Below are 20,599 nucleotides of genomic sequence, written 5' to 3'. Positions count from 1 at the left end.
TGACATAATTCAATAAAAGACATAATTAATCACAACTTGATTGTCTTTCTAACAAATCCATTACCTGCCTGGATCATTAGTATACGAAAAAAATGATAGGTAAAACTATACCCAATAGGCAGAAAAAAATTTTCCAAAAAATAGTATTATTTTTAAATAATTTATCAACAAATCCCAATAATATCAAATTAATTGCTAAACACAGTATTTTTAAATATAGTACTATCATTGTGAAGCCACCCAATGTATCACACCTCTTGGAAAAGTTCCTACAAAGGCAACAATTACTCCTCTTCCTGCAGCATTAGCATAAGATATTGATGCAGACACAACTCCTAAAGCAGCTGCAAGTACCTTAGATACTATAGGGTCTGGAATAAGACCTGACAAAGCAGCTGATCCCCAGCCTAGTGCGGATAACCTATTCGCATTGGTACTATCTAAATAAAGATCATAGCCTTTCCAAGTAAAAACAATTTTATTTACCCCAGTAAATGATCTAGGACTAAATATATCTCTTATAGTAACAGAATTTTCAGTAAAAATTGCTTCTTGTCTATCTAAATCAATAGAAGATAAAACTGCTTGTTTATATTTCTCTGTTATAGTAACTTCTTGAGTACCTTCATCAATATTTAAATACCCATCAGATTTTAAAATAGTTATTACTTCAGTTTGATCAATTTCTGAAATAGAGGCATCAGCATTAGCCGAAATAGTACCGTAAGTTAAAATTGCAAGCGCAGCGATACTAGAATAAATAACCTTTTTTATTCTCATAATTTACTCCTTTTTAATCTCTAAAATTAAAACAAACAATCTTTACTGATAATAGTTAATTTTACTACTAAAAATAAACTCCTTTCTGATAAAATTAACCACCTAAGAAACCTACATGTACAGAATAACATATATTTTCCTTAATAAAAAGACTATATTTTTAAAAAATAAATGATAAAATGAAGTTTTAGAAGCGTTTTTTTATAATAAATTAATTTATCGATTTTTCCACTATTAAGTTATTTTTGATTAACATTTTTAAAATAGTTTTGTCTATCTACAATAGAAAGACTATATCACTAATGCTATTGAACTACTTTATTCTAACGCCAAGCTTGAAGCGTCTAACAAACTGATCAAAGACATTAAGCGCAATGCTTTTGGATTCAGAACCTTTGACAACTTCAAAAAACGCATTTCCCTTGCTTTGAACATTAAAAAAGAGAAGACCAAATTGGTCCTCTCGAGATGTTAGCTTTTCAACTACCCACTACAGTTGACAGTGAGTCCTTTAATCTTTTATTCCTCAATAATTGCTGGCTCTTCTGTAGCTTCAGCTTCTTCGATAACCTCAACCTCATTGATAGCTTGCGGTTCAATGTTACGGTAACGAGCCATACCAGTACCTGCTGGAATGATCTTACCGATGATAACATTTTCTTTAAGCCCCAATAGATGGTCTTTTTTGCCTCGGATAGCAGCGTCTGTCAGTACGCGAGTAGTTTCCTGGAAGGAAGCTGCTGATAGGAATGAGTTAGTCTCAAGTGAGGCTTTTGTGATTCCCATAAGCACTGGACGAGAGGTCGCAGGAATACCTCCTGAGATAACAATCTCCTTGTTGGCATCTGTAAAGTCTGCAATATCCATTAAGGTTCCTGGCAGAAGATCTGTATCACCTGGATCCATGACACGTACCTTGCGAAGCATTTGACGAACCATAACCTCAACGTGCTTGTCTCCGATTTCTACCCCTTGGCTGCGGTAAACCTTTTGAACCTCAGCAAGCAAGTAGGTCTCAACTGACAAGGTATCACGAACCTCAAGGAGGTGCTTAGGCTGGATTGACCCTTCTGTAAGGGCAGCTCCACGATTGACCTCATCACCAACCTCAACCTTCATACGCGCTGTAAATGGCACGACATATTCACCCATGCCTGTTTTACCTTGAACGTAGACCTTCTTAGTACGAGTTGATGCGTCCTCTTCAATCTCAATAACAGTACCCTTAACCTCTGTGATAACTGCTTCCCCTTTAGGGTTACGCGCTTCAAAGATTTCTTGGATACGAGGAAGACCCTGCGTGATATCGGTATTTGAGGCAACCCCTCCTGTGTGGAAGGTACGCATGGTCAGCTGAGTACCAGGCTCACCGATAGATTGGGCAGCGATAGTACCAACAGCCTCACCAACCTCAACCGCATCACCTGTTGCTAGGTTGATACCATAACAGTGACGACAAACACCATGACGAGTAGCACAGGTAAATACCGAGCGAATAGTAACCTCTTCAACACCAGCATCAACAATCTTGCGAGCCATGTCCTCAGTGATTAATTGGTCAGCACCAATCAGTACCTCACCAGTCTCAGGGTGCTTGACTGATTTACGAGTGTATCGACCCTGCAAGCGCTCCTCAAGTGTTTCAGTGACTTCCTTGCCATCTGTGATAGCTCGAATAAGAAGGCCTCGGTCTGTACCACAATCGTCCTCACGAATGATGACATCTTGCGCAACATCAACTAAACGACGTGTCAGATAGCCTGAGTCAGCTGTCTTAAGAGCCGTATCAGTCATACCCTTACGAGCACCATGAGTCGAGAAGAACATTTCCAAAACAGACAAGCCTTCGCGGAAGTTAGACAGGATAGGAAGCTCCATAATACGGCCATTAGGAGCAGCCATCAAGCCACGCATACCGGCAAGCTGCGAGAAGTTAGAGATGTTACCACGCGCTCCTGAGTCCATCATCATAACGATTGGGTTCTTAGGATCCTGTGTTTCAATCAGACGCTTCTCAAGAGCTTCTTTTGCCTCGCGCCATGTTGTTGTGACTGCAACATAGCGATCATCATCAGTCATCAAGCCTCGACGGAAGGCCTTATTAATCTCCTCAACACGATGGTGAGCAGCCTCGATGATCTCAGCCTTGTTGTCAATAACCGGAATATCAGCGATCCCAACCGTCAAGCCCGCAAGGGTTGAATGATAGTAGCCAAGGTCCTTCAAGCGGTCAAGAAAGGCAGATGTTTCTGTTGTACGGAAACGCTTGAAGGTTTCCGCAATGATGTTACCAAGATTTTTCTTCTTGAAGGGCACATTGATCGGTAAGCTATCAATAACCTCCTGAATATTCTGACCTGGCTCCAAGAAATATTTATCTGGAGTGCCCTCTGTCAGGTTAGCATTATTTGGCTCTTGGAGGTAAGGAAGGTCCTCTGGCATGATGTCATTAAACAAGATCTTACCGACCGTTGTCACCATGATTTTGTGTCTTTGACTATCCTTCCAAGGCTTGCTTGGCATACTGTCAACAGCAATACCAACACGACTATGAAGGTGAACATAGCCATTACGGTAAGCCATTACCGCTTCGTCCTTGTCCTTAAAGACCATACCTTCGCCTTCACGACCAGCATCTTCCATTGTTAGGTAGTAGTTTCCTAGCACCATATCCTGAGAAGGTGTTACAACTGGCTTACCGTCCTTAGGGTTAAGAATATGCTCAGCAGCAAGCATCAACAAACGAGCCTCTGCCTGTGCTTCCTCTGAAAGCGGCACGTGAATAGCCATTTGGTCTCCGTCAAAGTCGGCATTGTAGGCCTCACACACAAGCGGGTGAAGACGAAGAGCCTTACCATCAATAAGCACCGGCTCAAAGGCCTGAATCCCTAATCTGTGAAGGGTAGGTGCGCGGTTAAGCAGGACTGGATGCTCCTTGATAACCTCTTCTAGAATATCCCAGATACGCTCATCGCCACGCTCAACCATACGCTTAGCTGCTTTGACGTTGCCGGCAAATTCGCGGGCAACAATCTCACGCATCACAAATGGCTTGAAAAGCTCAATAGCCATCTCACGCGGCACACCACATTGGTACATTTTTAGCGTTGGACCTACAGCAATAACTGAACGACCTGAGAAGTCAACACGCTTCCCAAGCAGGTTTTGACGAAAACGCCCTTGTTTTCCTTTAAGCATGTGGCTCAAGGATTTAAGCGGACGACTACCAGGTCCTGTAATAGGACGACCACGACGACCATTATCAATCAAAGCATCAACTGCCTCTTGCAGCATACGCTTTTCATTTTGCACAATGATACCAGGCGCATTAAGCTCCAACAAACGTGCTAAACGATTATTACGGTTAATGACACGACGGTAAAGGTCATTCAAGTCTGAGGCTGCAAAGCGGCCACCGTCCAATTGCACCATAGGACGAAGATCTGGTGGAATGACCGGCAAGATGTTCAGGATCATCCATTCTGGCTTATTGCCTGATTTATGAAAGGCATCAAGCACATCTAACCGACGAACAGCCTTGATACGCTTTTGGCCTGTTGCTGTTTTTAATTCTTCCTTTAGCTCAGCAATTTCTGTGACCAAATCAACACGCTTTAGGAGGTCTTGAATAGCCTCTGCCCCCATTTTAGCAATGAATGAGCCATGTCCATATTCTTGGATTTTTTCACGATATTCACGCTCTGTCAATAGTGATTTTGGCTCAAGCGGTGTGTCCTTTGGATCAATAACCACATAAGCCGCAAAATAGATTACCTCCTCAAGAGCACGAGGACTCATATCAAGAGTCAAGCCCATACGAGATGGGATTCCCTTAAAATACCAGATATGTGAGACCGGTGCCTTTAGCTCGATATGCCCCATACGTTCGCGACGAACCTTTGCCCGAGTTACCTCAACCCCACAACGGTCACAAACGATCCCTTTATAGCGAATACGTTTATATTTGCCACACGCACACTCCCAATCCTTGGTTGGTCCAAAAATGACTTCGTCAAAAAGACCCTCACGTTCTGGTTTTAATGTACGGTAGTTGATTGTTTCAGGTTTTTTAACTTCACCATAGGACCATGATCGGACCTTACTTGGTGAGGCTAATGTGATTTGCATACTTTTAAAACGATTTACGTCAACCACTAGTTTTACCTTTCTGCCTTTGATGACTTACTAGCAGCTAGGGCAAATAGCCCTAGTCTAGTCATTATTTCTGTTACAAATGTTTATGATTTAGTTGTCTTCAGTTGATTCAGCAATTTCTTGAGTTTCCTGAGCCTGCTTTTCACGCGCTTTTTCAAGATCATCAACGTGCATAACGTCATCGTCCTCACCCTCATCAAGATCACGAAGCTCAACTTCATTATCATCTTCATCAAGGACACGCATGTCAAGACCAAGTGATTGCAATTCCTTCACAAGAACGCGGAAGGATTCTGGTACACCAGGCTTTGGAATTGGCTTACCTTTGGTAATCGCCTCATAAGCCTTCAAGCGACCATTCACATCATCAGACTTGTAGGTCAAGATTTCCTGAAGAACATTTGAAGCACCATAAGCCTCAAGGGCCCATACCTCCATCTCACCAAAACGTTGACCACCAAACTGGGCTTTACCTCCAAGCGGCTGTTGGGTAACAAGCGAGTACGGTCCTACAGAACGTGCATGAAGCTTATCATCAACCATGTGGTGAAGCTTAATCATATACATGACACCAACTGACACACGATTGTCAAATGGCTCACCAGTACGGCCATCATAGAGAACAGTCTTAGCATCACTATCCATGCCTGCTTCACGAACAGTCTCCCAAAGATCCTCAGAGGTAGCTCCGTCAAAGACCGGCGTTGCAATATGAATGCCCAAATTGCGAGCAGCCATACCTAGGTGAAGCTCCATAACCTGTCCGATGTTCATACGAGACGGCACCCCAAGAGGGTTCAGCATGATGTCAACAGGTGTTCCGTCTGGTAGATATGGCATATCCTCAACAGGTACAATACGTGAGACGACACCCTTGTTACCATGACGACCGGCCATTTTATCTCCGACCTTGATTTTACGTTTTTGAGCAATGTAGACACGCACAAGCATGTTAACACCTGATTGAAGCTCATCACCGTTGGCACGCGTAAAGATCTTCACATCACGCACAATACCATCACCACCATGAGGCACGCGTAATGAGGTATCACGAACCTCACGTGACTTGTCACCAAAGATAGCATGCAAGAGACGTTCTTCAGCAGAAAGGTCTTTTTCACCCTTAGGCGTTACCTTACCAACAAGAATATCGCCTTCCTTGACCTCTGCACCGATACGGATAATACCCATTTCATCAAGGTCCTTGAGGGCTTCTTCACCAACGTTTGGCACCTCACGTGTGATTTCCTCAGGTCCAAGCTTTGTATCACGTGTTTCTGATTCAAACTCCTCCAAGTGAACAGAGGTATAAACGTCCTCCTTCACAAGGCGCTCACTCATGATAACCGCGTCCTCAAAGTTATACCCTTCCCAAGTCATGTAGGCAACGATTGGGTTTTGACCAAGCGCCATCTCACCTTTTTCCATAGAAGGGCCATCAGCAATAAAATCACCCTTTTCAACAATATCACCTATTTTAACAAGGGTTCGTTGGTTGTAGGCAGTACCAGAGTTTGAACGGCGGAATTTTGTGATGTGGTAAACATCAAGCGAACCGTCCTCACGACGCACCTCTACTTTTTCAGCATCTGAAAAGACGACCTTACCATTATGCTGGGCAATTACCGCAGCACCTGAATCATGGGCTGCTTGATATTCCATACCCGTACCGACATAAGGAGCCTTTGGATCAATCAATGGCACAGCCTGACGCTGCATGTTAGCTCCCATTAGGGCGCGGTTGGAGTCATCATTTTCAAGGAAAGGAATACAAGCTGTCGCAACAGCCACTACCTGCTTAGGAGACACGTCAACAAAATCAACCTGGCTAGCAGGAAATTCTTGGTTATTACCTTGGTGACGTCCCATGACAATATCTTCAGCAAAGGTACCGTCTGGATTGAGCTTAGAATTAGCCTGAGCCACTGTAAACTCATCCTCTTCATCAGCAGTTAACCAAACGATCTCATTAGTCACTCGGCCAATCACACGATCAACCTTACGGTAAGGGGTTTGAATAAAGCCATATTTGTTAAGATGCCCAAATGAAGACAGGTTATTAATCAAACCGATATTTGGTCCTTCAGGTGTTTCAATCGGACACATACGACCATAGTGAGTGTAGTGCACGTCACGCACCTCATAGCCAGCACGATCACGTGTCAAACCACCAGGTCCTAAGGCAGACAAACGACGTTTGTGTGACAGCTCAGACAATGGGTTGTGCTGATCCATGAACTGTGATAGCTGTGAAGAGCCAAAGAATTCCTTGACAGCAGCAGTCACCGGACGAATATTAATAATCTGTTGAGGAGTCAACACATCGTTATCCTGTACAGACATACGCTCACGGACATTACGCTCCATACGAGCAAGACCGATACGGAATTGGTTAGCAAGCAATTCACCAACCGCACGGATACGACGATTGCCTAAGTGGTCAATGTCATCGACCTTTCCAAGACCTTCAGCAAGGTTAAGGAAATAAGACATCTCAGCCAAAATATCAGCCGGAGTAAGGGCACGAACCTTGTCATCTGGATTGGCGTTACCAACGATAGTTACCACACGATCAGGGTCAACTGGTGAAACCACCTTGAATTTTTGGAGGATTACAGGCTCTGTCACCACCGCATAATCGTTGGGTGTGTAGACAAACTTGTTCAAATCCCCATCAAGCTGCTCTTCGATTGACTCAATCACACTACGAGTCATCTCTGTTCCAGCCTCAACCAGAATCTCTCCAGTCTCACTATCTATTAGATTTTCAGCAATAATTTGATTTAAAAGACGTGTCTTGATGTTCAGCTTTTTATTAATCTTATAACGACCAACTGCTGCCAAGTCATAACGGCGAGCATCAAAGAAACGAGCCGTCAAAAGACTGCGTGAGCTATCAGCTGTCTTTGGCTCACCTGGTCTTAGGCGCTCATAAATTTCCTTAAGGGCCTCATCTGTACGTGAATCACTTTGGTTTTTATGAATATCCTTTTCAATGGTATTGCGAACAAGCTCACTATCACCAAAAATATCAATGATTTCGTCATCACCAGAAAAACCAAGTGCACGCACCAGCGTTGTAAATGGGATTTTACGCGTACGGTCAATACGAGTATAAGCAATATCCTTTGAGTCAGTTTCTAGCTCTAGCCAAGCACCACGATTAGGGATAACTGTTGAGCCATAACCAACCTTACCATTTTTATCAACCTTGTCATTGAAATAAACACCAGGAGACCGAACCAGCTGAGAAACAATAATACGCTCTCCACCATTGATGATAAAGGTTCCCATTTCAGTCATAATCGGAAAATCACCAAAAAAGACCTCTTGTGTTTTGATTTCGCCAGTTTCCTTATTAATCAGGCGGAAGGTCACAAAGATTGGTGCAGAATAGCTTGCATCATGGATACGAGCCTCTTCAAGGGTATATTTAGGCTCCTTAAATTCGTAACCAACAAACTCAAGCTCCATCGTGTCTGTAAAGTTTGAGATTGGAAGCACATCTTCAAATACTTCCTTCAAGCCTGAATCTAAGAAATCTTGGAATGAATCAGTTTGAATTTCAATCAAATTTGGTAAATCAAGAACCTCTTTGATTCTTGAAAAACTACGACGGGTACGATGTTTCCCGTATTGAACGTCATGTCCTGCCAAGTTTTTAGCTCCTTTTTCTTTTTAAGCTTTGCTATCAAGCAAACAATTGCAACATCAATATTTGTCTCAAGTGGTATTTTTTAGAATCTTTAAATTTTTGTTACAAAATTGATTTTTATCTAAAAATAGGCACAAAAAGAGCAGCTAAATCTGACCTTATCAGTGTGATTTAACTGCTGTTCTTTCTAGCTGGACAATATTTCAGCTAGATTAGACGACAAATAGTTATAGACATTATACACTATTTTTCTGGAAAATACAACTAATTTCTTCTACCACTAAAACCTCCCCAAGCTTTCTGATAGTCTGCGTCTGTTCCACCAATGGCAAACCTATAGGTAGTTGCTCCGGGTCCCTTTTGAGCCCAGAGGCTGGTTGTTAGCTCTCCACCGATGGAGATGGTTTGGCCATTGATCGTCACTGTACCCGGCTTTAGACCAGTGGCCTTCAAGACAGAAGCCTTGATAACGCCAGGATCCAGTGAAAACCGCTGACCAAGGCCAAAAATATTTGGATCAGCCTGACTGATGGCATTAACCAAATAAGCCATGTAATTTGAATTATTATTGTATCCCGTCAGTGGTGCAAGCGAGGTATTGTCATCATGGCCTGCCCAACCACCCAAAGTAACCCTTGGAGTAGCTAAGACCAGCCAGACATCGGTATAATTTTCGGTTGTTCCTGTTTTACCTATCCAGTCAGCACCTGCAAGGCTTGGGTTGATCCCTGCTAACCGGCTTTTAAAGGTTGTTGTTGCCCCAGATGAAATCGGCCCTCTCAAGAGCTCCTGCAAAATTGTGGCTGTTGGAGCTGAAAAAATACGAACTGGCTTAGCCTCATGCTGATAAACAACTGATCCATCACTTGCTGTGATACTAGCCACCATATATTGCTTTTGATAAAGACCATTATTAGCAATCATCTGATAAGCATTGGTCTGCTGGGCAACTGAAGTCTCAATCCCACCACCAAGCGGCAGACTTTCAATAGAATAATCAGCAATCCGATACCCCATTTTACTCATATAGTTTTCAACATCAACTCCCTTATCACGTAGCAGCTTTTGGGTCCAAAAGGCTGGGATATTCCATGAAGTATTAAGAGCCTCCTGCAAGGGCATCATTGCTGTTCCTTCACTATCAACGTGCATGATTTTTTGACCGCTGGAATAGGTCGTCGGATAGTTGGATAGGACGCTAGCACTTCCCATTAACCCCTGATCAATGGCAGGTCCATAGGCAATAATCGGCTTAATGCTAGAGCCTGGAGAGCGAACGGTATTAAAGGCATGGTTGTTTTGATTTTGAGCATAGTCTCTCCCACCAATAAAGCCCAAAACAGCTCCTGTAGCATTGTCTGTTAGGACATTGCCCATCTGCACTGTCCCAGTGCCATCGTCTAACAAGCCACCAAACTGGGTTGCCGCTTTTTGCATAGCCTGATGGATTGGTTTATTGATTGTTGTTTTGACAGTGTAGCCACCATGCTGTAGCTCCGTTAAGGCCCGCTCCTCATAGGCAGCCTTAGTCTCATCATTTTTTAAATCTTTAGCAGGCACCTTATCTCGCTTGATCAGATAGCTATACATAGCCTTTTGTGCCTCTGCCAAGACAGAGTAGTAGAGGTAATCATGAGTATTGGCAGTGACTGTTTCAGATTTAATAAAATCATTGCTAATAGGATATGCCTTATAATCACGATATTCTTTTTCTGTCAGCACACCTGTTCGATACATATTGTAGAGGACATTTTGCTGGCGCTTAATTCCAAAGGCCATATCCTCGGCTGATTTTAACTGCCCTGTTGGCAAATACGGCGAATAAACAATCGGGCTTTGCGGAAGCCCTGCCAAAAAGGCCGCCTGCGGAACCGTCAAATCCTTTGCAGAGACTCCAAAAATGCCACGCGCAGCCTCCTCCACACCTGCAATGTTTTGTCCCTTATTATTACGACCAAAAGGCGACACGTTTAAATAATGTGATAAAATATCGTCCTTTGACATGTAACGCTCTAAGGCCAGTGCATAGATAATTTCCTTTGATTTTCGCCTAAAGGTCGGATCATCGCCCAAAACCTGCTGCTTAATCAATTGCTGTGTCAACGTAGAGCCACCACTTGACTCCCCAAAGCCCAAAACAGAGGCCAGAGTCGCACGAAAAACCGCCTTTGGTACAACGCCCTTATGACGCTGAAAGTTGTCGTCCTCAGTTGAGACAATGGCCTTTTTAATATTATCTGAAATCGCATCACTAGCAACCGGTGTCCTAAGCAGATCCGTATCAATGCCTGAAATCAAGCTATTGTCTGAATAGGTGATCTGTGACATCATGGTCAATGACTCAACCTGCTTGACAAGGCTTTCCTTGCTTGGAATTTTTACCGAGTCAATTTGACTGGCTAAATAGCCAAAGGCCATGCCAGCACCCAGCATGCCAAACAAAAAGACAGCTACATAAAAAAAGCTCGACATGAATTTTAATGTGCGCAAAAAGACCGTTCCAAAATCAACTAATTCTAATCGCTGATGATTTTTGCTTGTTTGATTCTTTTTCCATTTCACCATAACGTACCTCAATCTTCATTATACCAAACTTTGATTGAGCTTGCACAGCCACAGGCATTTTTGATATAATGATTCGGAAATCATAAAGAAAATGGAGAAAGCCTATGAATATTTTTGAAGAACTCAAAGCTCGTGGCTTGGTCTTTCAAACGACCGATGAAGAAGCCCTTGTCAAAGCATTAACAGAAGGGCAAGTATCCTATTACACTGGCTATGATCCAACAGCTGATAGCCTGCACCTTGGTCATCTCGTTGCCATTTTGACATCACGTCGCTTGCAGCTAGCAGGACACAAGCCCTACGCTCTTGTCGGTGGGGCAACTGGGCTGATTGGTGATCCGTCCTTTAAAGACACTGAGCGTAGCCTCCAGACCAAAGAAACTGTTCTTGATTGGAGCCAAAAGATTAAAGAACAGCTCTCTTGCTTTCTTGACTTTGAAAATGGTAACAACAAGGCTGAGCTTGTCAACAACTATGACTGGTTCTCACAGATCAGCTTTATTGATTTCCTTCGCGATGTTGGCAAGCACTTCACTGTCAATTACATGATGAGCAAGGATTCAGTGAAAAAACGCATCGAAACCGGAATTTCCTACACCGAATTTGCATACCAGGTCATGCAAGGCTACGATTTTTACGAGCTAAATGCTAAGCACAATGTAACACTGCAAATCGGCGGCTCTGACCAATGGGGCAACATGACAGCAGGTACCGAATTGCTCCGCAAAAAAGCTGACAAGACTGGGCATGTGATGACAGTGCCATTGATTACAGACGCAACCGGTAAAAAATTCGGCAAGTCAGAGGGCAATGCCATTTGGCTTGACGCTAAAAAAACATCTCCTTACGAGATGTACCAGTTCTGGTTAAATGTTATGGACGATGATGCGGTACGCTTCCTGAAGATCTTCACCTTCTTATCACTTGATGAGATCGCTGCTATTGAGGAGCAATTCAACGCAGCACGCCATGAGCGCCTCGCTCAAAAGACGCTTGCGCGTGAGGTGGTGACACTGGTTCATGGAGAGGCAGCCTACCAGCAAGCCCTCAATATTACCGAACAGCTTTTTGCAGGAGCTATCAAAAACCTTTCAGCAGCTGAGCTTAAGCAAGGCTTAAGCAATGTCCCTAACTATCAGGTTCAAGCAGAAGACAGCCTAAATATCGTTGATATGTTAGTCACAGCAGGCATTTCACCATCAAAACGTCAGGCGCGTGAGGATTTACAAAATGGCGCGATCTACCTCAATGGAGAACGACTTCAGGATCTGGATTACAGCTTATCTACAGCAGATCGCATTGACAATCAGCTGACTGTCATTCGCCGAGGCAAGAAAAAATACGCTGTACTAACCTACTAATCACAGACAGCTGGAAAGACTAATATAACCTATTAAAAACCGTATGATATCAAGCCTTGCAGCATATGATATCATACGGTTTTAGTATTGATTAGAGCCTTTCTCCAAGTAGCTATTCTAGAAAAGGCAGAGCGAACAGAAGTGTTTATCTGACAGCTCAAAAAAGCCTAGCTTTTTGACGATTATTTTTGACGTATAAAGGACAGCAGGTTAACCACAAGGAAAATCACAATAAAAATCATCGTAATGGTCGCACTTGCTGGCGTTTCCCAAAAATAGGACAAGAAAATACCAGACAGCATACCTGTAAAGCCAATCATAATCCCAAGAAAAATAACCGATTTAAAATTTCTACCAAGCCGCATAGCAATGCTTGCTGGTAAAACCATAATCGTTGATACCAAAAGGGCTCCTGCCGCTGGGATCGTTAGAGCAATAGCAACACCTGTCACAATATTAAATAAAACAGACATGACACGCACTGGCAAGCCATCGACATAGGCTGTGTCCTCATCGAAGGTCAAGATATACATTGGACGAATAAATAATATCGTCAAGGCTAAAATAATCAAAGCAATGACAAATAAGGCAGCAACCTGCTCCGTACTAATAGTAATGATAGAACCAAAAAGGTATTGCTCCAAGCTCATACTAGAAGAGCTAGTTGACTTACTCATGATAATCAAGGAAATAGCCAGTCCCAAGGACATTAGAATAGCTGTCGAAATCTCCATATAGTGCTTATAAACCACCCTAAGATATTCTAGCAAGATGGCAGCTAGCACCACCACAATAATCGTTGTGAAGGTTGGCGAAATACCAAGAACAACACCAAAGGCCACACCAGCCAGAGAAACGTGGCTAAGCGTATCACTCAACAAGCTTTGACGACGCAAAATCAAAAAGATACCCAAAATCGGAGCAAAGATACTGATCGCCACAACAGCCATAACAGCACGCTGCATAAAATCATAAGATAAAATCTCAAGCATGGAATGACCCTCCTTTGCTCTCATCAGCCTCAGCATCATGAATGTTGAAGCAGCGCCAAGGAAGCCGTTGATTTCTAATCAAATGAATATTTCGATCAGCATAAGCCTTGACCTCCTCTGGGTCATGCGTAATCATCAAAACAGCCTTACCATGTCTATGAGCGCTGTGGTGCATCAACTCATAAAAAGTATCTGTTGTTCCACTATCCATTCCTGTAGTCGGCTCATCAAGCACAAAAATATCGGGGTCAGAAGCAAACATACGCGCAATAACCACACGCTGCTTTTGACCACCTGATAGACTCCCTATTCTCTTGTGCCGACTATCCCACATGCCAACAGACTCCAAGCTTGTCCGAACATGCTCCTCATCGTGCTTACTTAATCTGGTAAACCAACCACTTCTAGGATATCTGCCTGATTTAACAAACTCATAAACAGTCGACGGAAAGCCTGCATTAAAGCTGGCAACCTGCTGTGGCAAGTAAGCAATTCTCAGCTTTTTTCCATGACTATTTTGTTTAGCTATGGTCACTTGCCCAGCCCTTGGCTTTAAAATCCCCAAGGTCGCCTTGATCAGGGTTGACTTGGCAGCACCATTTTCACCAGTCAATGTGACAAACTCTCCACTATCCAAATGATAGCTGATTCCCTCTAAAACAGGCTCACTGTCATACTGGAACGAGAGATTTTCCACCGATATGTATCTCATTAATTACCCTTCTAACTCCTCCGAAAAAGCAGTGATAAATTTTTCAACAATTACCTGCTCCTCCGCAGAAAAATGTGCCAACAAACGATGATAAACAGCTAGTGTTTTATCGTGATGATGTGTATGCTCCTTAGCGATTGGTCTTGCCAGATCAGTCAGTTCAAAATAGGTTACTCGAGCATCAACGGTATCCTTTGTTCCTGCCAGCATCTCTTGCTTGATCAAGCCTTTAATCGCCTTAGTCACTGCTGCTTGACTGATATTTAGCCTTTTTGCCAAATCTGTATTGGTTAGCTTTTCCTGTGACAAAAGCATCAAAATATGCTCCTGAGTATTTGTTAATTTAACATCACTCTGACAAGCACCAAAGAGCAGCTCATGCTGATTTTCAGCCTTTAACAAAATACGATTAACCAAACTATCAAGCTTTTTTTCTAAAATTGTCATGATTTCCCTCTCCTCATTAACCAGTTAATTATAACATGACACCCCAAAAGACGCAACTTCAAGGCTGATCTACAGCGTTCTAACCTTGTAGACTTCCTTACAAAAGCCCTTCAGGCTATTCACCACACGATTGGCCTGCTTTTCTGTTTGACATAGGGCAAATACTGTTGGACCACTTCCTGTCATCAGGGCAATGTCTGCTCCTGACTGTAGCATTTTATCCTTAACCTTTTGAATAAACGGCCGTTTAGCAATGGAAATATCCTCTAAGGAATTTCCCATCGTTGCAAGCAAGCGCTGATAATCACCTGCCTCAATGGCTGAAACCAGATCCTCAATCGGCACTCGAGATATCGTCTCACAATCAATATCCCAAAAAATCGTTCTAGTAGAAATGCCAAATTCTGGCTTCACTAGAACCACCCAAGAGGACAAGCGGCCATTGATTGGCTTAACCACCTCGCCTTTGCCAGTCACTTGGGCGCAGCCTGCAAAAAGACAATAAGGCACATCGCTACCAATCTGCATGCCAATGTCAATCATCTGACGGGGACTAAGCTTTAGCTGCCACAGCTGATTCAATGCTCTGATTGCTGCAGCCGCATCACTTGAGCCACCTCCCATACCAGCACAAACAGGTACCCTCTTATCCAAGAAAATAGAGACACCTGTTGAGATTTGAAATCGCTCTTTCAGCAAATAAGCCGCCTTGTAAACGTCATTGTGCTCATTGATAGGCAATCTAGGGCAATTAGAGGTCAATAAAATCCTATCCTCCTCTAAATGATCCACTGTAATATAATCACAAAGATCTACACTAACTAGAACCATAGACAGGTCATGATAGCCATCTGGTCGCTTGCCTTGAATATCTAAGCCTAGATTTATTTTTGCAGGAGCTCTCTCAATGATTGCAGTCATAATACTCCTTTATTTGATGTCATTATAGTATCAAATATACACAATCTTCATGAAAAATTCAAATAAATACAGTTAGTATCTAATGATGCATAGACAGCATGTTTGTATCAAAACAGCCAACCACTTGTCCCTACTAGCGTGAGGCTTCACCAGATCAGCAGCCAAAAACGACAACTACTAGCATAGCAAGCAAAGCTAAGACAGCAGCAGTCTCTATGACCGCTTAATCGCTCCATATTGCCCCACTAACTCAAAACACATATCAATCTTGCTCTTAAAGTAGGGAATAAAAATACCAGCATCAATCATGTCTAAAATCTCATCACGACTAGCCCATCGAACAGCCTGTACCTCCTCTGTCTGAAGAACAAGCTTCGTTACATCAACAGCCTGCAAAACCAAAAAAGTATCGTCAAAGCCATTATCAAAGGTAATTGAAAAATGAGGCCTTACACCAGCCAAATCAAGAGCAAGTCCTAGCTCCTCCTTCAGCTCTCTCATCACTGCTTCTTGTGACGTCTCACCTGCAAGAGCGCTGCCGCCTACCGTTATATCCCAATAGCCGGGCCAGCCCTCTTTATCCTTTTGCCGCTGCTGAATCAGCATTTCTCCCTTGTCATTAAAGACACAGGCGTGAACCACTAAATGATAAGCCCCCTCTACAAAAGCAGCCCCACGCTCCATGACCCTACCGGTCTTAAGACGATTCATCGTATAAACGTCCCAATACTCAACCACACAAACGCACCTCCTTTGACACAGCTATTACCAGATCCAATATATTAATCATATCACAATTAGCATATCCAAAACAACCAGATCCAGACAGAACAACAATTACCAACCTGTCTTAATCCTTTTTCGCCACAATCCCCTGCCTTAAAATACCTTGCATAGAAAATGGACAAAAAGATCTGTTTTCCGAGATGTATCAAAAAGCTCATCATGCTAACAAACCAGTATTTAAGATCCCAAGCGTCTTGATCAGTTAACGATATTGTGATACACACAGCTGACTTGCCTCATCATGTCAGTTACAGAAAAGCCTTAAGGCCGCAAACCCAAGACCTGATGAAAATAGCTCAACCCAAAAGCACACCAACTACATCACCTCATAAAAGAGGAAGACAGAATATCTACGACTGCAAGCAAAAAGAGACCCCATTAGAGGCCTCTCTAGTGCTCATATCAGCTTTTAAACTAATCAATTGCCTTCAAGCTAAAGGCCATCATTTAGTAGGAGAAAGTTGCAAAAGCTAATTTAGTTGTTTTTTCTTTTTAGGGTTAACAGGCCTGCGCTAGCGATGACGCTGAGAGCTGCTAGGCTAAAGAATGGATGGCTTGCTTCTCCTGTGGCTGGTAGGACTGCTTTTTGACCTGTTGGTGCCGCTGATTTGCTTGGTGCTGACTTAGGAGCTGGTACCTTAGGGCTAGCTGACTGCTCTGAAGCCTTTGGAGCTTTCGGTGCAGGAGCCTTTTCAGGTGATTTTGGAGCTGATGGTTTTGTATCTTTTCCTTGATCACCCTTTGGTTTTTGCTCACCTTTTTCACCGCGTTGACCTTGCTCACCTTTATCGCCTTTCAGACCTTGCTCGCCTTTGTCTCCTTTAAGACCCTGCTCACCTTTATCGCCTTTCAGACCTTGCTCGCCTTTGTCTCCTTTAAGGCCAGCTGGTCCTGTGTCTCCTTTTGGACCTTGGACGCCAGGAAGCCCTGGTTGACCGTCTTTGCCATCCTTACCTCTATCTCCTTTTGGTCCAGCAGGACCTACTGGACCAGTAGGTCCCGTATCTCCCTTTGGTCCAATGGGACCTGGAGGACCTGGTCTCTCTGCATTTTCTTTAATTTTCTTGTCTAGGCCATTCATTTGAGAATTAAGCACATTAAATTTAAAATTTAAATACTCTTCCAATTCTTCATGATAGTCTGCAAGCCTCTCATCTAAAACTGTCCAATGAGCTCCTTTAAATACACTAGTATTTGGATAACTAGGTATTCCTACATCTGCCTTAACTCCTCCACCTGTTCTTAAGCCAGCAGCCACTGCTAGGGCAAGAACTGAATACAGCCCATACCTACGCGCTGCTTTATGATAATTTTTCTTATTTGTCATGTTTTCTCCTTATACAGTATTAATTAATCTATTACAGTCAATATTAGCTATGATTATTCTTTAGACTGATACTAACAGCTTCTCAAGAAAGCATTTAATAATCAGCCTTATTGTTCTTTTCCTTTAATACCAGCATGCTAGCACCAACAATAAGGCTAAGAGCTGTAGCTGTGAAAAATGGATAAGCTGCCTCTCCTGTCACTGGTAAAACTGATTTTCGAGCTGCTGATACCACTAATTTACTTGGTGCTGACTGAGGAGCTATTACATTAGGGCTAGCTGGTTGCTCTGTAGTCTTTGCTGTTTTTGGGCTAATGCTCTTTCCTTGCCCCTCTTTTTGGATTTGGTCACCTTGGTTATCGCGACCACCACGTTCACCTTTGGCTCCCTGATCACCTCGTAGACCTTGATCGCCTCGTTCGCCGCGTTCACCTTTGGCTCCCTGATCACCTCGTGGACCTTGCGCTCCTCGTTCACCACGTTCACCTTTGGCTCCCTGATCACCTCGTGGACCTTGCGCTCCTCGTTCACCACGTTCACCTTTGGCTCCCTGATCACCTCGTGGACCTTGATCGCCTCGTTCACCACGTTCACCTTTGGCTCCCTGATCACCTCGTGGACCTTGATCACCTCGTTCGCCGCGTTCACCTTTGGCTCCCTGATCACCTCGTGGACCTTGCGCTCCTCGTTCACCCTTTGGTCCCTTTATACCTTGATCACCTGTCGGTCCTTTAGGACCAACTGGACCAGAAGGACCAGGCTGACCATCTCTTCCATCTTCACCTACCGGTCCTTTTGGACCCATAGGACCTCTAGGACCGATATCACCCCTTTGTCCCTTTGGGCCTACTGGACCAGGCTGACCAATACTTTCTTGTTCACGTGTTTCTAACTCTGTTTGTCTGTTCTCAAACTCTTGCAATCTATATTCCAGATGTGCCTTCAACCTATTTAGGAATTTTTCAACATCGTCCTGTAAAGTTTCATAAGGCCTAGGATACCAAGAAAACTCTGAGGTTTTAGGATACTCTGGTGCTTCTGCCTGAGCAGTACTGGCAACTCCTAGACTAGCCAGTGTTGCTAGAGCAAGAGCTGCTGAGCAAATACCATACTGACGCATCACTCTTGTACACTTTAGTTTGGTTGTCATCTTTCTCTCCTTAGTGATAGAAATATTACTTTTTTCTAAATTTTCTCCCAAAGAAGATTTTAACACGCTGACTTACACCAAGAAATAGCCAGCCATCAGGTTCTCTCCGTAGTTTTGTTTTTTTTTTTTTTCTAATCAAAGAGTCAATTATCTGATATCAGTTATTGACATCAACAGGCTCCATTACCGATAAAACCTCGTCAATAGATTCAGCTTCCGTATTGACAAAGCCGCTTTTTATTGGATATAATCAAGGACTAAGAGATCCGTTGCAAGAGGCTATCTTTACAAGCATGACTGATAAAGACTTTAAAAGACAATTGAATGCTTTTAAAACCTACGTTGGGTTATATATATCTAGGTATGATTTTTGCAAAGATCTTCTAAAATGTTGCAAACATCAAACACAGCTATCATTCAGTGATTTTTTATCATTTATTGGTACTATAAATATAAAAGATGTTCAATCTCTTTATCAAAGGATACAATATGATATTAAGGAAATATAATGATTTTTGCCGTTTATTTTTGGGGCGACTGATTAGCAATTGTGGTGACTCGATTTACACCCTAGTACTGTCTTGGTATATACTAGAAACCACTAATAGTGCTTGGTATGTTGGAGTATTGAACTTTCTCATTTTTATTCCAAACACCTTCTCCTTTATCTTTGGAAAAAAGATTGATTCGCACCCTAAGAAGAACCTGCTAGTAATTCTGGAGTGGGCCCAATTATTGGCTGTTTTGGGGATTATTTTAGGAATGTCCTTAAGGGAGATACATGCAAGTCTTAGTTTAAACATTATTTTAACTTGTGTCTTTCTGGCTTCTATGGTTGGGTTGAATACCTATACTGTTCAAGATGCTCTTGTACCTAAACTCATTCCTACTAAAGATTTAGCTAAAGCAGAAATGTATATGTCAGTGGCTTATAATGGAACAGATTATGTCTTTACTGCCGTTAGTGGCTTTTTACTTTCTGTGATCAGCTACATTCCTTTGCTTTTCATTGATATCGTTACCTTCTTAGGTTCAATCCTATTTTTTAGAAGAATAGAATTTAAAGAAATAATTGAACAAACAAATGAACGAACAGACTTTTTAAGTGGCTTGTGCTTTATCTGGCACAATAAAGTGGTGTTAGCCATCACATTGGGAGGTGCTATCGCTAATTTCCTTTTTGCCGGCTTAAATGTCTATCAGTTATTAATAGCAAGAGAGGTAGGGGATTCAACTTTTTATGGTCTTTTAGTATCTGCAAGCGCTATAGGAACCCTGGTGGGAACGACACTTGGTGCTAATCTTGTGTTACAAAGGCTAAGTGTAGGGAAAGCCTTTTGGCTAGCAACGGCTCTTTTTGGAACTGGTATTGGCCTTACAGCATTAGTACCCAACCGTTTTGGTTTCTTGCTTCTTTGGTTTCTTTCCTGTCTATTTCTCGGAGTGACGCATGTTACTCAAAAGCCTATTTTACAAACGGAAATTCCTGATGAGCATCTTGGTGAAGTTTTCAGTGCTTTTTATACCGTAACCATCCCAACACTTGCCCTGGGTTCGCTAATTTTTGGTTTTCTGGCCAACTTCCTGTCATGGCGTCTCTTTGTTGTCCTATTTGCATTTTCCTTTATCTTAGTTAGTCTGCTTTATTTCTCAAACAAGACGCTAAGACAATACGATATTTCCTAAAGCGTCATTAACCAGAGAACACATGATAACTGATATTGCGACATTAATCAAAACCAAACGTA

14 protein-coding genes and 1 pseudogene are annotated in these 20,599 nt (G+C 42.7%); 4 read left to right on the top strand and 11 right to left on the bottom strand.

From position 1 onward, the window contains the following. Positions 1-225: 225 nt before the first annotated feature. On the bottom strand, positions 226-780 hold the full coding sequence (locus I2432_RS00725; protein ID WP_012514775.1) for a hypothetical protein: 555 nt from the start codon (positions 778-780) through the stop codon (positions 226-228). A gap of 286 nt (positions 781-1,066) precedes the next feature. Here I2432_RS00725 and I2432_RS00720 point away from each other — a divergent pair. Continuing rightward, positions 1,067-1,255 (top strand): annotated as a pseudogene (locus I2432_RS00720) (transposase); the annotation flags it as partial. 44 nt (positions 1,256-1,299) lie between these two features. Here I2432_RS00720 and rpoC read toward each other — a convergent pair. From rpoC to pbp1b, 3 genes are all read right to left on the bottom strand, one after another. Then, on the bottom strand, positions 1,300-4,935 hold the full coding sequence (rpoC, locus tag I2432_RS00715) for a DNA-directed RNA polymerase subunit beta' (protein WP_206158894.1): 3,636 nt from the start codon (positions 4,933-4,935) through the stop codon (positions 1,300-1,302). A 90-nt stretch (positions 4,936-5,025) separates the two neighbouring features. Next, complete coding sequence (rpoB, locus tag I2432_RS00710; protein WP_037580647.1) at positions 5,026-8,592, bottom strand: DNA-directed RNA polymerase subunit beta; 3,567 nt, start codon at positions 8,590-8,592, stop codon at positions 5,026-5,028. A gap of 262 nt (positions 8,593-8,854) precedes the next feature. After that, a complete protein-coding gene (gene pbp1b, locus I2432_RS00705) occupies positions 8,855-11,155 on the bottom strand; it encodes a penicillin-binding protein PBP1B (protein WP_206158893.1) in 2,301 nt (766 codons plus the stop codon). Between the two features lie 104 nt (positions 11,156-11,259). Between pbp1b and tyrS the strand changes: the two genes are divergently transcribed. Continuing rightward, positions 11,260-12,516 carry a tyrosine--tRNA ligase gene (gene tyrS, locus I2432_RS00700; protein ID WP_206158892.1) on the top strand — a complete coding sequence of 419 codons (1,257 nt, stop codon included), beginning with the start codon at positions 11,260-11,262 and terminating at the stop codon, positions 12,514-12,516. A 182-nt stretch (positions 12,517-12,698) separates the two neighbouring features. Here the strand turns inward: tyrS and I2432_RS00695 are convergent, their stop codons facing one another. From I2432_RS00695 to I2432_RS10385, 7 genes are all read right to left on the bottom strand, one after another. After that, positions 12,699-13,508: a metal ABC transporter permease gene (locus tag I2432_RS00695; protein ID WP_206158891.1), complete on the bottom strand. Its 810-nt coding sequence runs from the start codon at positions 13,506-13,508 to the stop codon at positions 12,699-12,701. Beyond that, positions 13,501-14,220 (bottom strand): metal ABC transporter ATP-binding protein, encoded by a 720-nt coding sequence (locus I2432_RS00690; protein ID WP_041785193.1) that lies wholly within the window; start codon positions 14,218-14,220, stop codon positions 13,501-13,503. Before I2432_RS00690 ends, I2432_RS00695 begins: the two co-directional genes overlap by 8 nt. 3 nt (positions 14,221-14,223) lie before the next feature. Then, positions 14,224-14,667 (bottom strand): zinc-dependent MarR family transcriptional regulator, encoded by a 444-nt coding sequence (locus tag I2432_RS00685; protein WP_014622123.1) that lies wholly within the window; start codon positions 14,665-14,667, stop codon positions 14,224-14,226. 69 nt (positions 14,668-14,736) lie between these two features. After that, a complete protein-coding gene (ispE, locus tag I2432_RS00680) occupies positions 14,737-15,588 on the bottom strand; it encodes a 4-(cytidine 5'-diphospho)-2-C-methyl-D-erythritol kinase (protein ID WP_012514767.1) in 852 nt (283 codons plus the stop codon). Positions 15,589-15,801: 213 nt separating this feature from the next. Then, positions 15,802-16,326 carry an NUDIX hydrolase gene (locus tag I2432_RS00675; protein WP_206158890.1) on the bottom strand — a complete coding sequence of 175 codons (525 nt, stop codon included), beginning with the start codon at positions 16,324-16,326 and terminating at the stop codon, positions 15,802-15,804. Positions 16,327-16,849: 523 nt separating this feature from the next. Beyond that, entirely contained in the window at positions 16,850-17,701 is an 852-nt protein-coding gene (locus I2432_RS00670) for an LPXTG cell wall anchor domain-containing protein (protein ID WP_206158889.1), read from the bottom strand. A 94-nt stretch (positions 17,702-17,795) separates the two neighbouring features. After that, positions 17,796-18,851: an LPXTG cell wall anchor domain-containing protein gene (locus I2432_RS10385; protein ID WP_206158888.1), complete on the bottom strand. Its 1,056-nt coding sequence runs from the start codon at positions 18,849-18,851 to the stop codon at positions 17,796-17,798. Between the two features lie 164 nt (positions 18,852-19,015). Here I2432_RS10385 and I2432_RS00660 point away from each other — a divergent pair, with 164 nt between their 5' ends. Together I2432_RS00660 and I2432_RS00655 are read left to right on the top strand one after the other, a co-directional pair. Beyond that, positions 19,016-19,360, top strand: a complete 345-nt coding sequence (locus I2432_RS00660; protein ID WP_206158887.1) for a hypothetical protein — start codon at positions 19,016-19,018, stop codon at positions 19,358-19,360. Beyond that, positions 19,341-20,537: an MFS transporter gene (locus tag I2432_RS00655; protein WP_206158886.1), complete on the top strand. Its 1,197-nt coding sequence runs from the start codon at positions 19,341-19,343 to the stop codon at positions 20,535-20,537. Before I2432_RS00660 ends, I2432_RS00655 begins: the two co-directional genes overlap by 20 nt. Positions 20,538-20,599: the final 62 nt, after the last annotated feature.

The organism is Streptococcus equi subsp. zooepidemicus (genome assembly GCF_015689395.1).
In the GTDB taxonomy this organism is placed as follows: domain Bacteria; phylum Bacillota; class Bacilli; order Lactobacillales; family Streptococcaceae; genus Streptococcus; species Streptococcus equi.
Note: the sequence above shows the minus strand (reverse complement) of the source record. Positions and strands in the feature narration are given on the sequence as shown.